Origin of the sequence: Mycobacteroides saopaulense (assembly GCF_001456355.1) — a bacterium.
Classification (GTDB): Bacteria; Actinomycetota; Actinomycetes; order Mycobacteriales; family Mycobacteriaceae; genus Mycobacterium; species Mycobacterium saopaulense.
Window position 1 is genome coordinate 3,450,510 of record NZ_CP010271.1, and the last position, 14,577, is coordinate 3,465,086.

The following is a 14,577-nucleotide window of genomic DNA, read 5'->3' on the forward strand; positions in this document are numbered from 1 at the left end:
AGAGGAGCGCGAATGCCGGAGGCACAAGCAGAGCCGTCGCTTTCGTTTGGTTCACAGGCCGCGGCCTACGAGCGGGGCCGCCCCTCCTATCCGCCGGAGGCAATCGACTGGCTGCTGCCGCCCGGGGCACACGATGTCCTGGATCTGGGTGCCGGCACCGGAAAGCTGACCACCCGCCTGGTGGAGCGCGGGCTCAACGTCATCGCGGTGGATCCGCTCGCGGAAATGCTTGAAGTGTTGAGCACGTCGCTCCCCGACACCCCCGCGCTGCTGGGGACCGCCGAGGAGATACCGCTACCCGACAACAGCGTCGATGCCGTCCTGGTGGCGCAGGCCTGGCATTGGGTGGATCCCGAACGCGCCATTCCGGAGGTCGCCCGGGTGCTGCGGCCCGGCGGGCGGCTGGGGCTGGTGTGGAACGTCCGCGACGAACGCCTGGGCTGGGTATCGGACCTGGGGCACATCATCGGCCACGAGAACGCATCGGATTCGGCCGACGTCGGTGCGCTGCCCGCACCGTTCACCGGGCAAGAACGCCACCAGGTCGAGTGGACGAGTTACCTTACCCCGCAAGCACTTCTGGATATGGTGGCCTCACGCAGCTACTGCATCACCGCCCCCGAAGCCGCCCGCAAGAAGACGCTGCAGCAGGTCCGCGACCTGCTGGCCACCCACCCGGCACTGGCGCAGTCGACGGGCCTGGCGCTGCCGTACGTCACCGTGAGTATTCGCGCGACGCTGAACCAATAGGCATAGCCCCAGATCGGGTGCCTCAATTCACAGAGACGAACATGCCCGGTGCCGCTACGGTGTACCCGTGCATACGGATCGCCGCCTCCTGGCTGCCCTCTTTGTCACCACCACACTCCTGGCCCCGGCACTCACCGGCTGCGGATCCGGTGGGCCGTCGTCGGACACCAAGAGCGAGTCCGAGTCCACCGCCACCGGGGCGCCGGCCGAGCGGCATACCCGGCAGTTCATTCCCGAGCTGGGCATCTACATCACCCTCCCGCATGACTGGGTGGCCTTCGCCGACGGGGTGCACAACAACAAGGGACTGGTGACCTACCAGGTGCGGCCCAAGTGGGAGTCGTCCGAATTCGCCCAGTACGTGCGCATCCGCAAGTTGACACCGTCCGACGACGCCCCCGAAGTGAAGGGCTGGTTGGCCGGGTCCAACGCCGACGCAGTGAGCGAGTTCGTCAAGACTCGTCAATCGAAAGTCACTGCGGACAAACGAGACTCATGGGATGGCCCCAACCTGGCCGGGGCCTCGGCAAGCCTGGAACTGGAGAAGCCGGTGGCCGCTGAAGGCAAGCCTCCGGCGGCCACCACACCGAAAATCTATGTGGCGTTCGTCGGGCAGGGCGATCAGCGCTGGCAGATCGCCACGAGCAACACCGGCAGCCCCAGCGGTGAACCGTCGGAGCAGTTCTTCGGCGAGCAGGCCGACGCTATCGCGCGCTCGGCGCAGCTGCTCAAATAGCGCCTACCCGGTGCCCAGCGGATCGATCGTCAACGCCAGGTAGACCATCGTCGCGGCGACGGCACTGAGGGCACCGACATCAAAGCTCTTGCTGCGCACCGCCAATAGCCCCGCGGTCTCATCGGTGAGCACCAGCCGCAGCGCGGCCGCGACACCCACGGCGATTCCCACGACCAGTGCGCCGCGTCGCCAGCGATCGGCGATCACCAATCCCAGCGCCACCAGGAACACGGCCGACACCACCAGGATCGGCCACTGCGCGCGGGCGAAGCGGCGGACGGCATCGAGCGCGGCCGTAAGAAGGCCGCGTGACTCCGGCTGCAGGGCTGTCACGAACGTTCCGCTCGCTCGATCACGTTGGTGAGCAAGAAGGCTCGGGTCAACGGGCCGACCCCACCGGGATTCGGCGACACATACCCTGCGACATCCCAGACGTCCTCGGCCACGTCACCGGTCAGCTTGTCGTCGACGCGGCTGACACCCACGTCGATGACCGCCGCGCCCGGTTTGACCATGTCCGCGGTCACCATATGGGGCACGCCGGCAGCCGCGACGATGATGTCGGCCTGCCGGGTCAGGGCGGCCAGATCACGGGTTCCGGTGTGGCACAGGGTGACTGTCGCGTTCTCCGAACGCCGGGTCAGTAGCAGTCCGAGGGGACGCCCCACCGTGACGCCGCGCCCGATCACCACGACGTGTGCCCCGTCGAGCTTGACGTCGTAGCGGCGCAGCAGATACACGATCCCGCGGGGCGTGCAGGGAAGCGGAGCCTCCTTGCCGAGCACCAGCCGGCCCAGGTTCGTCGGGTGCAGACCGTCGGCGTCCTTGTCGGGATCGATGCGCTCCAGCGCCTCGTTCTCGTCGAGATGCTTGGGCAACGGCAGCTGCACGATGTATCCGGTGCAGTCCGGGTTGGCGTTCAGCTCGTCGATGGTGGCGCAAAGGGTGGCCTGATCGATGTCGGCGGGCAGGTCACGGCGAATCGAGTTGATGCCGACCTTGGCGCAGTCGGCGTGCTTGCCACGGACGTAGGCGTGCGAGCCTGGGTCATCCCCCACCAGGATGGTGCCCAGGCCCGGTGTCTTGCCCGCCGCCGTCAGCGCAGCGGCACGAGTGGCCAGCTCCACAAAGATCTCGTCGCGGGTGGCCTTACCGTCAAGTCGAGTCGCCGTTGCCGAAGTCACCGAGTCAGTATCCACCACGTGATCACCAAGTGTCCCAGTGCAGGACGTCGGCGAGCGGCTGACGCTTGGCGAGCCGGAAGTCGGTGCCAACGGTGTAGGCGATGGGGAACAAACCACCCTGAGTCACCTTCTCGAAGGGGATGCCCAGAATGTCGGCGGTGCGCTGCTCGCCGTCGTCCATGAGGTGCAACGTGGTCCAGGCCGATCCCAAACCACGGTTGCGGGCCGCGAGCATGAAGCTCCACACCGCGGGCAGCAGCGATCCCCACGACGACGCCCCACCGACCACCGGCAGGTTGTCCAGGCGACCTTCGATGCACGGGATGAGGAAGAGTGGCGCCCGCTCGAAGTTCTCGGCGAGGTAGCCGGCCGAATCCACGACCTTCTCCTTGCGCTCTGCCCGGGTATCGCCCTCGGCGTAGGTGGCGCCCGCGCCCTTGGCGTACTTGTTCCAGCCCTCGCGGTAGATGTCGGCGATGGCCTTCTTCTTCTCGGCGTCCTCCACGATCACCCAGTGCCAGCCCTGATGGTTGGAGCCCGTCGGCGCCTGCATGGCGATGTTCAGGCATTCCTCGACAACCGCACGCTCGACGGGCTTGTCGAAGTCGAGGCGCTTGCGCACCGAACGGGTGGTAGTCAGAACTTCGTCGGCCGACAGATTCAGGGAGGTCATGAAACGAACGTACATCCACCCGGTTGACCGAAAAGTAGGAGTCCGCATCCAGAATTCGCGGCCCGATGTCGCGGCGTAATCTCCCGCCCATGGGCAGTGACGCCGCTGGAGTTCCCGATGTGCTGGCGCCTGCGCGGCTCGGCCCCATCACGCTGCGCAACCGGACGATCAAGGCGGCGACCTTCGAGGCCGCCTCCCCCGACGCCTTCGTCACCGACGATCTCATCGAGTATCACCGCAGGCCTGCCCTGGGTGGGGTCGGCATGACAACCGTCGCCTACTGCGCGGTGGCTCCCGAGGGACGCACCGAGTACGGCCAGGTCTGGATGCGCGAGGAGGCCATTCCCGGGCTGCGACGCCTCACCGATGCCATCCACGACACCGGCGCCGCGGTGTCGGCCCAGATCGGCCACGCCGGCCCGGTGGCCAACGCCCGATCCAACGGATCACCTGCCCTCTCCCCGATCCGGTTCTTCAATCCGCTGGGCATGAAGTTCGCACGCCAGGCCAGCGCCTCCGACATCGAGGGCGTCATCGCGGCACATGCGAACGCGGCCCGACTGGCCATCGAGGCCGGGTTCGACGCCGTCGAAATCCATCTGGGCCATGGATATTTCGTGAGCTCGTTCTTGAGCCCGCTATTCAACCGGCGGGGGGACGAATACGGCGGCTCTTTGGCCAACCGCGCCAAGGTGGCACGCGCGGTGGTTCAGGCAGTACGCGAGGTAGCCGGTAACCGGCTCGCCGTGACCGCGAAGCTGACCATGACCGACGGCATTCGCGGTGGCATCCCCATCGAAGAATCGCTGCAGACGGCCACCTGGTTACAGGAGGACGGCGGGCTTGACGCCCTGGAGCTGACCGCGGGCAGCTCCCTAGTCAATCCCATGTACTTGTTCCGTGGCGACGTGCCGATCCGTGAGCTCGCCAAGGGCTTCCCCAAACCGATGGGGTGGGGCGTGCGCCTGACCGGAAAGAAGTTCTTCCGGTCGTACCCCTACCGCGACGCGTTCTTGCTCGACGATGCCCGCCGCTTCCGTGCCGAACTGGACATGCCGCTGATTCTGCTGGGCGGCATCACCGGCGGCGAGTCGATGGATCTGGCGATGGCCGAGGGATTCGAGTTCGTCGCCATGGGCCGCGCGCTGTTGGCAGATCCCGACCTGGTGAATCGAGTGGCGGCCGATCGGGAGGCTCATTCACGGTGCACCCACTGCAATCAATGCATGGCAACAATATTCAGCAAAACTCACTGCGTGCTGACCTAGGCTGCGGCGCCGGCGGCTGACCAGCATCGTGTGTGTCTCGGTTGCGCACGATGTGCGCGACGTGGCGCTCGGCCCACAACCTCAACTCGTCAATGGGCTGACGCAGCGAACTCCCCAAATCGGTCAGTTCGTATTCCACCTTCGGCGGCACAGTCGCGTACGCCGTGCGTACCACCAGCCCGTCACGCAGCATCGACCGCAACGTCGAGGTGAGCACCTTGCCGGTGATGCCGCCGATCCGCTCACGCAGCACGGTGAACCGCAGCGGGCCATCAGCAAGCGCCGCCACCACCAACACCGTCCACTTGTCCCCAATCCGGTCCAGCACGATCCGGGTGGGGCAATCCGGATCGAGTGCGTTTCCCACCCAGGCGGGCTGTGATGAGTCATACATGAGAACACTCCATTAGTTACTTTGAGGTACCAAGTTACCAATAGATATTTTTGGGGAGTTCACACCGTTGGAGGAAGGACCGATTCTCATGAAGATCGCAATATTTGGTGCCACCGGCATGGTCGGGTCACGTATCGCCGCCGAGCTGCGCGCCCGCGGGCATGCGGTGACGGGGTACAGCCGGCGGGGCGGCGAGCAGACCCAGCCGGGGACGCTTGCCGATGCCACCCTGGTCGAGGACGTGGCTGCCGGGCATGACGCCGTCGTGTCCGCGATAGGCCCGAGCCGCTCCGGGGGCGCCCCCAGCGAGTTCGTCGACGCGATCACCACCGCCGCCGCGAATGTGCACGGCACGCGGCTCTTCGTCGTTGGTGGTGCAGGCTCACTGCTGGACGACGGGAAGCGCCTGGTCGATTCACCGGAGTTCCCCGATTCATACCGTGCCGAGGCCCTCGCTCACGCCTCCGCTCTGGAATCCCTCGAACTGTCCGACCAGGATGTCGACTGGGTCTACCTTTCACCCGCGCCGCTGATCGAACCGGGCGAGCGCACGGGTTCCTATCGCGTGGCCGGCGATTCCCCGGCAGGTCCATCCATCTCTGCCGAGGATTTCGCCGTGGCCGTGGCCGACGAACTCGAACGACCCACGCACCGACGGGTGCGGTTCACGGTCGCCAACTGACACGGAGACGCCGTGGCCCTCCCGCGGCGTCTCGCCAGTGTTTCTACTGCATAACCTGTGAACTTCTGCCCCGGCACCTGTGAACCTCCGGCGCGGGAGGGCCGACCGCCCGCCGCGACCCGATACAGTCGGTGGCGATGACTGGTCGGGAAGCACCCACTCTCACCGTGGTATTCGATGGTGACGAACGAAAGTTCGCACCCGGGCACGACATCCATATCGGCCGCGATATCCACGCCGATGTACGCATCACGCACCCGTTGGTGTCGCGTATTCACCTGATAATCAGGTTTGTCGACGGCAAATGGATCGCCGAAGACCAGCGCAGCCTCAACGGCATCTTCGTCAACGGCCGCCAGGTCGGTTGGGTCGAGGTCCGCGATGACACCGTGATCAACCTGGGTGATCCAGGCGGTCCGCGGCTGACGTTCGCGCTCGGCGGGCTGGGTGGCGAGACACAGCTCGGGATCGCTCCCCCGACTATGCGCGGTTACCTGTCCGGACCGCAGCAGGTGCAACAGACCGGTGTGCAGCAGCCGTATCAAAGCGCACAGCAGCACTACCCCACCGGCGGCTACCAGTCTGCTCCGCAGACATACAGTCAGCCGCCCAGCCAGCAGCATCCGTACGGAGCTCCGCCCTCGGGCCCGCCGACCTATGGGACGCCCAGTACCTCGGGACCCACCCGGCCGCGTCAGCAGTACCCGTCAGGACCCACTCCGGTGCCCGCGTCCTACTCCAACGAGCCGGTGGAACCCTTCGGTACCCGTGCGATGCGCGCGCTCGGCATCGGTGGCGCACCGAAGCCGAGCCCCGGGGCGATCACCGTCGGCCGCGCCCCCGACAACACCATCGTCGTCAATGACGTGCTGGCCTCCCGTCACCACGCATTGTTGCTCCCGACCGCCGGTGGCCTGGAGATCCAGGACCTGCACACCATCAACGGCACCTTCGTCAACGGTGTCCAGGTCGAGCAGTCGTTGCTCCACGAGGGCGACACCGTCACCATCGGTAACGTCGACCTCGTTGTCCAGGACGGGACGCTCGTCAAACCCACGACGGCCACCCGGGTCGGTGGCCTTGAGGTGCAGGGCATCGACTTCACCGTCGAGGGCGGCAAGAAACTGCTCGACGACATCAGCTTCTCGGCCGGGCCCGGCTCGCTGACCGCCGTGATCGGCCCTTCGGGCGCCGGCAAGTCCACGCTGGCCCGCCTGATCGTCGGCAACACCCAGCCGTCGGCCGGCAAGGTGTCGTTCGAAGGGCACGGCGTGCACGCCGAGTACGCCGTGATGCGAAACCGCATCGGCATGGTGCCCCAGGACGATGTGGTGCACCCGCAGCTGACCGTCAGCCAGGCCTTGCATTACGCCGCCGAGCTGCGACTACCGCCGGATACCACCAAGGAAGACCGCGAGCAGGTGGTGTCCCGGGTTCTTGAGGAACTCGAGATGACCAAGCACGCCGAGACCCGGGTCGACAAGCTGTCCGGCGGACAGCGCAAGCGCGCCTCGGTCGCGATGGAGCTGCTGACCGGGCCGTCCCTGCTGATCCTCGACGAGCCCACGTCCGGTTTGGATCCCGCGCTGGACCGTCAGGTGATGAGCCTGATGCGCCAACTCGCCGATGCGGGCCGCGTGGTTGTGGTGGTGACGCACTCGCTGACCTATCTGAGCTACTGCGACCAGGTGCTGCTGCTGGCCCCCGGCGGCAAGACGGCCTACTGCGGCCCGCCCCGCAGCATCGGTCAGGAGATGGGCACCACCGACTGGGCCGACATCTTCGCCAACGCCGCGGCCGATCCGGATGGCGTGCACCAGGCGTATCTGTCACGGCATCCCGCCGCGAACAAACCCGTCACCGCGGCGACCCCGCCAGGCGATCTGGGCAAGCCGCCCAAGACCAGCCTGCTACGGCAGGTCTCCACGGTGGCACGCCGCCAAGGGCGGCTGATCCTGGCGGACCGCGGGTACTTCATCTTCCTGGCGCTACTGCCGTTTGTCCTTGCCGGACTGGTGTTGTCGGTACCCGGCAGCGCCGGTTTCAATGTGGCACTGCCCGACAACCCGAACGAACCAGGGCTGCTGCTGGCGCTGACCAACCTGGGCGCGAGCTTCCTGGGTCTGGCGCTGACCATCCGCGACCTGATCGGCGAACGGGTGATCTTCCGCCGAGAACAGGCGGTGGGCCTCTCGGCCACGGCCTATCTGCTGGCCAAGATCATCACCTACTGCGGGGCTGCCATCGTGCAGTCGGCCATCATGACCGCCGTCATCGTGATCATTCGCGGCGGACCCACACAGGGTGCGGTGCTACTGGGCAGCGCCAACTTCGAACTGTGGGTGGCCGTCGCGGCGACCGCTTGCGCGGCCACCGTGCTGGGTTTGGTGCTGTCCTCGCTGGCCACCTCGGCCGAGCAGGTGATGCCGATGCTGGTGATCGCCACCATGACGCAGATCGTGTTCAGCGGTGGCCTCATCCCGGTGACGGGACGGGCCGGGCTGGAACAACTTTCGTTCCTGTTCCCGTCTCGCTGGGGCTTCGCCGCAACGGCCGCCACCTGCGACCTACGCAAGCTGGTGCCGGTGGGCCCGCAAGACGAGCTGTGGAACCACGATGCCGGAACCTGGCTGTTCGACATGGGCATCCTGGCGCTGCTCTCGCTGGTGATGGCCGGGTTCGTGCGCTGGCGCATCCGCCTCAAGGGCTGATTTTCCCGGGCTGGGCCTAGCCTCCGTGCACGTCCAACCCATGAGCGGCGGCGAATGCGATGGCCTGGGGCAGATCGACTTTCGCGGCGATCAGGGCGGCGGTGGTCCATAACGTCGGGTCGACCCGGGCACCGCGCAGATCGGCGCCGTCAAGCTTGAGGTTCTGGGTGCGGGCGCCGGTGAAGTCGGCACCGTGCAGGTTGGCCTTACGCATGTCGGTGCCCACCAGGTTGGCCTCGCGGAAACGGCAATCCGACAGGTCCATCTCGCGCAGATCGAGCCCGCCGAGCGACGACAGCGTGAAGTCGGTTTCGGTGAACTTCGACGGGCGCACCCGGCAATCGGTGAGTGTCGAACCGAGCAAGCTGCACTGCCGGAACTCCGAATGCCACAGCGAGGTGCGCCGGAAGGTGCAGTTACGGAAGGCCGAGCCGACATGCAGCGACTCCGTGAGATTGGCTCCGCTGAAGTCACACTCGGTGAAAACCACACGCTCGGTGTGCAGTTCGCGGAGGTCCTCGTCGTAGAAGGTCTCTGCCGTGATCTCTCGGTCAGTCCAGTGCTCGGCCATGACTGCCATCATGCCGCTCGGGTGCGACGGGTGGCCGTGCGCGTGCGGGTCGCTCAGGCGAAGCTGCCGGAGCGCTGGTGCAGCCCGAATCGCACGCCTTGATCGTCCTTGCAGAAGACGAAGCGTCCGAAGCCCGGCTCCTCCGGCCCGGGATCCTCCGCCTCACCGCCGAGTTCACGAACGGTCAGGACGGCCGCGTCAATGTCGGGCACCCCGAAGAACATGTCGATCCGGCGGTCCTCGTCGTCACCGTGCAGTCCGCCGTTGATACCACCCGTTTCGAGCCAGGCCTGCCCACCCTCGCCCATCGCGTGTGGCGCCCAGGCCAGGAGCCCCTGGTAGAACTTCTGTGCACGTACCGCATCGGGCACTCCGATCTCGAAGAAGGTCGGTTCGCCGGTCATCGTGAATTCCTCTCTGCCGAATGTGTGTGACGGCAGCGACGTTAGGCCCGCGATGTGCCCTCGTCTTGTACAAATGTTTCGCAAATACCCGGATCGTGTATGCCAGGAAGGTCCGCGTACCGCAGCGCGGCCAACTCCGTCGGTGAGCACCCCGCGAACATCCTGAAATCGCGGTTGAAGTGCGCCTGATCGAAATAGCCGCACGCCAATGCGATCGAGGCGAGCGATCGATGACCCGGCGCGGCCAGCAGCGTCATCGCCCGACCAAAGCGAAGCACACGTGCGGCCGCCTTGGGAGTCAGACCGACTTGGCCGCAGAAGCGCTTCGCCAATCGAGCGCGACTCCAACCGGTCTCGGCCACTATCTCGCCGACAGACGCCGTTCCATGGGTTTGGCTCAGCAGTCGCCACGCCCAGGCCACCTCGGGGTCGGGCTCTGGGCCATTTGCCGCCGCGCGCGCCAACATCGAATCCAGCAGATCGAATCGGAGAGACCAATCATTTTGCGCCGCAAGTCGTTCGGGTAGGTGCCGACCCTCGTCGCCGAACAGGTCTTCGAGACTGACCGCACGATTGCTGATATCGCTCATCGGCAGACCGGTCATCCGGTACATCCCCAGCGGCGTCAACCGCACTTCAAGGCAGTGTTGCATTCCCGAATGCAAGGTAGCAGTGGGCCCCTGACACGCACCGGCACCGAATGACTGCCACATCCGCGGAGACTGCGTGTCCGCGGCATCGGTGACCAGCAGCGGATCGCCGAACTCGATAATGAGCACCGGGTCGACACCGGCAACCTCGCGACGGTCGACGGGTTTGTCGGAGTACTCGCGGAACTCGGTGTATTCGTGCACAATCCCGGCCAGTGTGGCGTCGACCGATCGGGTCACCGACTCCCACCCCACATCACCGGCAGCCCCGCACTGGTATGTCACCGGGCTGCCCATGGCTCCATCGTGCCCCAACCGCAGGGGCAGGGAAACCGTGATCTGTGTTCCGAGTCGGACATCCCTTCCCTCCGAATGGGATCGAGCTACTCAGAACCTGCCTCAACATAGAGTGTCGGACGTGAGGGCGCCGGATCCCGAGTTCTATGTGGCCTTGATGGCGGCGGTGAGCGGAGGCATCTGCATATTCGCAGAACCACGCGAGAGCGTTCTCCAGAAATGGCTCTATTGGGCGGTCGCCCCGCTAGTCGCCATCGTATGTATCTCACTAGCCCTCAAGAGCGTGGTCGCAGGATTGGGGCTTGGAGTCTTCGTGGTGTTGTTTCTTGCCATGGGGTACTTCCGATACAAGCTGTAGCACCCCGTCGCGTCGAACACTGCACGCCTTGCCGCAAGATAGTGGGGTGTTTCGCGTGATATTCCATGAGCCACGGATCGCTCCCAACACCGGGAACGCGATCCGGATGGTGGCGGGCACCGGGTGCGAGCTGCATCTGGTGCAGCCGCTGTTCGATCTGTCGGAGGCCAAGGTCCGGCGCGCCGGCCTGGACTATCACGACATGGCGTCGGTGACGGTCCACGAGAGTCTTTCCGCTGCTTGGGAATCACTGAGACCACAGCGGGTGTATGCCTTCACCGCGCATGCCGACGTCAGCTACACCGATATCGCCTATCAGCCGGGCGATGTGCTGCTGTTCGGTCCCGAGCCCACCGGCCTGGACCCCGAGGTCCTGGCCGATCCACACGTCACCGAGAAGGTACGCATCCCGCTGCTGCCCGGGCGTAGATCACTCAACCTGTCCAATGCCGCGGCCATCGCGGCGTACGAGGCTTGGCGTCAGCACGGATTCGCAGGGCAGGCGGTTTCCACGCCGCCGAGATGACATCCATGCTGGTCGCTACCCGCAATTCACCAGCGCCAATGTCATCTCGGCAGGGGGTCAACGGAAGTCCCGCGAGGTGGACCGAATCCGAAGATCCAATGGCCGCAGCTGGTCGGCCACCACGGAAATGGCGCCGCTGGCGTTCTGGACCTGGCCGCGGATGATCAACGCCTGCGCGCTCACCGCCAGCTTGCGGTGGCGCGCCCACAGGCCCACCGAGCACACCACGTTCACCATGCCCGTCTCATCCTCAAGGTTGATGAACGTTACCCCGGCAGCCGTGGCCGGTCGTTGACGGTGGGTGACCGCCCCCGCCACCAACACCCGCGACCCGTCCGGAACGTCGAAGAGCCCCTTGGCCGGAACAACACCCAACTCGTCGAGCCGCTCCCGAAGGAACTGGGTGGGGTACGCGTCGGGGGTGACCCCGGTGGCCCACACGTCGGCGGCAGCCTGTGTCACCTCACCCATCGCCGGAAGTTCCGGAATCCGTGAGGACACCCCGACTCCGGGCAGTCGATCAGGGCGTTGCGCGGCCGCAGCGCCCGCCACCCACAGCGCCTCACGCCGCGACATGCCGAAGCAGCTCAGCGCCCCTCCGGTGGCCAGAGCCTCGACCTGTGCCGTGGTCAGCTGGATGCGGCCGGTCAGGTCGAGCAGGGAGGCGAAGGGACCATGCATTTTTCGTTCCTCGACAATCGCCTTCGCCAGATCGTCTCCGATATGGCGAACGGCGCCCAGGCCGATCCGCACCTCCAGCCCTGCGTTCTCCAACGTCGCATACGACAGGCTGGCGTTCACATCGGGGCCGTGCACGGTGACACCGTGCCGACGCGCATCGGCCACCAGGGACTGCGGCGAGTAGAAGCCCATGGGCTGTGCGCGTAGCAGGGCCGCGCAGAACGCGGCAGGATGATGCAGCTTGAACCAGGACGAATAGAACACCAGCGAGGCGAAGCTCTGCGCGTGACTCTCCGGGAAACCGAAATTGGCAAAGGCGTAGAGCTTTTCGTAGATCCGATCGGCCAGCTCACCGGTGATGCCGTGCAGGTCCCGCATGCCCTCGTAGAACCTGGCCCGAAGGCGCTCCATCCGTTCCGGTGAGCGTTTGGACCCCATGGCCCGGCGCAGCTGATCGGATTCGGCGGGACTGAAGCCGGCCACATCCACCGCGAGCTGCATCAGCTGCTCCTGAAACAGCGGCACCCCCAGGGTCTTGTCCAGCGCGGCCGCCATGGAGGGATGGTCGTGCTTCCAGTCTTTGTCGATCTTGTTGTACCGCCGTATGTATGGATGCACCGATCCGCCCTGGATGGGCCCGGGCCGGATCAACGCCACCTCCACCACCAAGTCGTAGAAACACTTGGGCTTCAACCGGGGCAGCGTGGCCATCTGAGCGCGCGACTCCACCTGGAACACCCCCACCGAATCGGCACGGGCCAGCATCTCGTAGACCGCCTCCTCCTTCAGGTCGATGTGAGCCAGGTCTACCGCGATGCCCTTGTGCTCGCGGACCAGGTCGATGCAATAGTGCAGTGCCGAGAGCATGCCGAGCCCGAGCAGATCGAACTTGACCAAACCCACTGCCGCGCAATCGTCCTTGTCCCATTGCAGCACGCTACGGTTCTCCTTGCGCGCCCATTCGACAGGCACCACATCGGCCAGCGGGCGATCACAGATGACCATGCCACCCGAATGGATGCCCATGTGCCGGGGAAAATTCTTGATCTGCTGAGCCAGGTCGATCACCTGCGGCGGAATGCCGTCGACCTCCGCCGCATCGGCCGTACCGCCCCAGTGCCCGAGCTGCTTGCTCCAAGCGTCCTGTTGCCCCTGCGCGAACCCCAGGGCTTTGGCCATGTCTCGCACGGCCATTCGCCCACGGTAGGTGATCACGTTGGCCACCTGCGCCGCGTACTCACGGCCGTACTTGTTGTAGACGTACTGGATGGCCTGTTCCCGCTCGTCCGATTCGATATCGATGTCGATGTCCGGCGGCCCATCGCGAGCCGACGACAAGAACCGCTCGAACAACAGCCCGTTGGCCACCGGGTCCACATTGGTGACACCGAGCGCGTAGCAGACCGCCGAGTTGGCGGCGGAGCCACGCCCCTGGCACAGGATGTCGCTGCGACGGCAGAACTGGGTGATGTCGTGCACCACCAGGAAGTAGCCCGGAAAATTCAGCTGCGCAATGATTTCCAGCTCGCGCTCGATTTGAGCGTAGGCTTTCTCCGCGCCCACCCGGGGACCGTATCGGCGTGCGGCACCTTCCAGAGCCAGGTGCCGCAACCAGCTGTCCTCGGTGTGACCGGGCGGAACATCGAACGGCGGCAACTGCGGAGCGATGAGCCGCAGGTCGAAGGCGCACGCCTCTCCCAGCTCAGCGGCTGCCGTCACCACCTCTGGGCAGTGAGAAAACAACCGCGCCATCTCATCGCCGGAACGCAGATGTGCCCCTCCCATCGGAGCCAGCCAGCCCGCCGCGTCATCGAGGCTCTTGCGTGCCCGCACCGCCGCCATCGCCATGGCCAGGCGGCCGCTCTCGGGTGTGGCGAAATGCGCTGCCGTGGTGGCGATGACGCCGAGACCGAACCCCGGAGCCAGCACGGCAAGCTCTGCGTTGCGCTCATCCTCGTCCGGGTGGCCATGTCTGCTGAGCTCGACGCTGACGCGATCGGCACCAAATCGGTCGACCAGATCCGCCAGCGCCCGCTTGGCCGCGACGGGCCCGCCGTGGGCAAGCGCCCGTCGCACGTGCCCCTTGCGGCATCCCGTCAAAACGTGCCAATGCCCTCCTGCCGCCTCGGCGAGCACATCAAGGTCGTAGCGCGGCTTGCCCTTTCGATCTTTGGCGGTTCCGCCCGACAGGTGCGCGGCCGCCATTTGTCGCGACAACCTCCGATACCCCTCCTGGCCGCGCGCCAACACCAGCAGATGTACCGAGTCCTCCGTGTTGCCTTGCCCGCCAAGGGATAGCTCCGCCCCGAACACGGTAGGCAGGCCGAGTTCCTTGGCGGCTTCCGCGAAACGGACCACCCCGTAGAAACCGTTGTGGTCGGTGATGGCCAGCCCCCTGAGATCCAGGCGCGCGGCCTCCTGCGCCATCTCCTCCGGCAGGCTGGCACCGTCGAGAAAACTGAACGCCGAATGCGCGTGTAACTCCGCATAGGGCACCGTCGACCGTCCGCGTTCCCGAGTGGGTGGCTCATAGGGCAGGCGCTTTCGACTCCACGCCGGACCGTCCCCACCGTCGCCCGGCGGGGCATGAGGATTGAGGCGCCCATCGAGCACCCGCTCCATTTCCGCCCATGTCGGGGGACCATGCGACCAACCCACCCCGCCAGTGTATCGAACATTTGTTCGATTATCT

15 protein-coding genes are annotated in these 14,577 nt (G+C 65.8%); 7 read left to right on the forward strand and 8 right to left on the reverse strand.

All coding sequences use genetic code 11. The annotated features are described in order from the left end of the window. Positions 1-12: 12 nt before the first annotated feature. Together MYCSP_RS17265 and MYCSP_RS17270 are read left to right on the forward strand one after the other, a co-directional pair. Entirely contained in the window at positions 13-750 is a 738-nt protein-coding gene (locus MYCSP_RS17265) for a class I SAM-dependent methyltransferase (protein WP_070909479.1), read from the forward strand. Between the two features lie 67 nt (positions 751-817). After that, positions 818-1,486, forward strand: coding sequence for a hypothetical protein (locus MYCSP_RS17270; RefSeq protein ID WP_088414491.1), 669 nt, complete (start codon positions 818-820; stop codon positions 1,484-1,486). A 3-nt stretch (positions 1,487-1,489) separates the two neighbouring features. Here MYCSP_RS17270 and MYCSP_RS17275 read toward each other — a convergent pair whose 3' ends face one another. From MYCSP_RS17275 to MYCSP_RS17285, 3 genes are read right to left on the reverse strand one after another with little or no spacing between them, the layout of a single operon-like run. Continuing rightward, positions 1,490-1,819, reverse strand: a complete 330-nt coding sequence (locus MYCSP_RS17275; protein ID WP_083016352.1) for a DUF3017 domain-containing protein — start codon at positions 1,817-1,819, stop codon at positions 1,490-1,492. After that, entirely contained in the window at positions 1,816-2,670 is an 855-nt protein-coding gene (locus MYCSP_RS17280; RefSeq protein WP_083016463.1) for a bifunctional methylenetetrahydrofolate dehydrogenase/methenyltetrahydrofolate cyclohydrolase, read from the reverse strand. Before MYCSP_RS17280 ends, MYCSP_RS17275 begins: the two co-directional genes overlap by 4 nt. Before the next feature lie 22 nt (positions 2,671-2,692). Next, on the reverse strand, positions 2,693-3,343 hold the full coding sequence (locus MYCSP_RS17285; RefSeq protein WP_083016482.1) for a nitroreductase family protein: 651 nt from the start codon (positions 3,341-3,343) through the stop codon (positions 2,693-2,695). 89 nt (positions 3,344-3,432) lie between these two features. Here MYCSP_RS17285 and MYCSP_RS17290 point away from each other — a divergent pair, with 89 nt between their 5' ends. Further along, positions 3,433-4,611: an NADH:flavin oxidoreductase gene (locus MYCSP_RS17290; protein WP_088414493.1), complete on the forward strand. Its 1,179-nt coding sequence runs from the start codon at positions 3,433-3,435 to the stop codon at positions 4,609-4,611. On the opposite strand, the gene MYCSP_RS17295 is transcribed toward MYCSP_RS17290, so the two are convergent. After that, positions 4,583-5,005 carry a winged helix-turn-helix transcriptional regulator gene (locus tag MYCSP_RS17295; protein WP_070909476.1) on the reverse strand — a complete coding sequence of 141 codons (423 nt, stop codon included), beginning with the start codon at positions 5,003-5,005 and terminating at the stop codon, positions 4,583-4,585. The two genes, MYCSP_RS17290 and MYCSP_RS17295, sit on opposite strands and share 29 nt — an antisense overlap. A gap of 88 nt (positions 5,006-5,093) precedes the next feature. On the opposite strand from MYCSP_RS17295, the gene MYCSP_RS17300 reads away from it, so the two are divergent. Together MYCSP_RS17300 and MYCSP_RS17305 are read left to right on the forward strand one after the other, a co-directional pair. Further along, the gene (locus MYCSP_RS17300) at positions 5,094-5,687 is read left to right on the forward strand and encodes an NAD(P)-dependent oxidoreductase (RefSeq protein WP_088414495.1); all 594 of its coding nucleotides are present in this window, start codon (positions 5,094-5,096) and stop codon (positions 5,685-5,687) included. Positions 5,688-5,824: 137 nt separating this feature from the next. Then, positions 5,825-8,398 carry an ATP-binding cassette domain-containing protein gene (locus MYCSP_RS17305; protein WP_083016366.1) on the forward strand — a complete coding sequence of 858 codons (2,574 nt, stop codon included), beginning with the start codon at positions 5,825-5,827 and terminating at the stop codon, positions 8,396-8,398. A 16-nt stretch (positions 8,399-8,414) separates the two neighbouring features. Here MYCSP_RS17305 and MYCSP_RS17310 read toward each other — a convergent pair whose 3' ends face one another. Genes MYCSP_RS17310 through MYCSP_RS17320 form a run of 3 tightly spaced genes read right to left on the reverse strand, consistent with a single transcriptional unit; the run spans position 8,415 to position 10,320 of the window. After that, complete coding sequence (locus MYCSP_RS17310; protein WP_083016484.1) at positions 8,415-8,969, reverse strand: pentapeptide repeat-containing protein; 555 nt, start codon at positions 8,967-8,969, stop codon at positions 8,415-8,417. 53 nt (positions 8,970-9,022) lie between these two features. Beyond that, entirely contained in the window at positions 9,023-9,373 is a 351-nt protein-coding gene (locus tag MYCSP_RS17315) for a VOC family protein (RefSeq protein ID WP_088414497.1), read from the reverse strand. A gap of 41 nt (positions 9,374-9,414) precedes the next feature. Next, on the reverse strand, positions 9,415-10,320 hold the full coding sequence (locus MYCSP_RS17320; RefSeq protein WP_234809159.1) for a helix-turn-helix domain-containing protein: 906 nt from the start codon (positions 10,318-10,320) through the stop codon (positions 9,415-9,417). 157 nt (positions 10,321-10,477) lie between these two features. Between MYCSP_RS17320 and MYCSP_RS17325 the strand changes: the two genes are divergently transcribed. Further along, positions 10,478-10,678: a hypothetical protein gene (locus MYCSP_RS17325; protein ID WP_070910037.1), complete on the forward strand. Its 201-nt coding sequence runs from the start codon at positions 10,478-10,480 to the stop codon at positions 10,676-10,678. A gap of 46 nt (positions 10,679-10,724) precedes the next feature. Next, positions 10,725-11,204, forward strand: a complete 480-nt coding sequence (locus MYCSP_RS17330) for a tRNA (cytidine(34)-2'-O)-methyltransferase (protein WP_088414499.1) — start codon at positions 10,725-10,727, stop codon at positions 11,202-11,204. A gap of 57 nt (positions 11,205-11,261) precedes the next feature. On the opposite strand, the gene MYCSP_RS17335 is transcribed toward MYCSP_RS17330, so the two are convergent. Further along, positions 11,262-14,543 carry an error-prone DNA polymerase gene (locus tag MYCSP_RS17335; RefSeq protein ID WP_162266254.1) on the reverse strand — a complete coding sequence of 1,094 codons (3,282 nt, stop codon included), beginning with the start codon at positions 14,541-14,543 and terminating at the stop codon, positions 11,262-11,264. Between the last annotated feature and the right edge of the window lie 34 nt (positions 14,544-14,577).

Coding starts and splice junctions, on each gene's coding strand:
- MYCSP_RS17305 (WP_083016366.1), top strand. CDS start 5,825: ATGACTGGTCGGGAAGCACCCACTCTCACCGTGGTATTCGATGGTGAC.
- MYCSP_RS17310 (WP_083016484.1), bottom strand. CDS start 8,969: ATGGCCGAGCACTGGACTGACCGAGAGATCACGGCAGAGACCTTCTAC.
- MYCSP_RS17295 (WP_070909476.1), bottom strand. CDS start 5,005: ATGTATGACTCATCACAGCCCGCCTGGGTGGGAAACGCACTCGATCCG.
- MYCSP_RS17290 (WP_088414493.1), top strand. CDS start 3,433: ATGGGCAGTGACGCCGCTGGAGTTCCCGATGTGCTGGCGCCTGCGCGG.
- MYCSP_RS17300 (WP_088414495.1), top strand. CDS start 5,094: ATGAAGATCGCAATATTTGGTGCCACCGGCATGGTCGGGTCACGTATC.
- MYCSP_RS17320 (WP_234809159.1), bottom strand. CDS start 10,320: ATGGGCAGCCCGGTGACATACCAGTGCGGGGCTGCCGGTGATGTGGGG.
- MYCSP_RS17325 (WP_070910037.1), top strand. CDS start 10,478: ATGGCGGCGGTGAGCGGAGGCATCTGCATATTCGCAGAACCACGCGAG.
- MYCSP_RS17315 (WP_088414497.1), bottom strand. CDS start 9,373: ATGACCGGCGAACCGACCTTCTTCGAGATCGGAGTGCCCGATGCGGTA.
- MYCSP_RS17285 (WP_083016482.1), bottom strand. CDS start 3,343: ATGACCTCCCTGAATCTGTCGGCCGACGAAGTTCTGACTACCACCCGT.
- MYCSP_RS17265 (WP_070909479.1), top strand. CDS start 13: ATGCCGGAGGCACAAGCAGAGCCGTCGCTTTCGTTTGGTTCACAGGCC.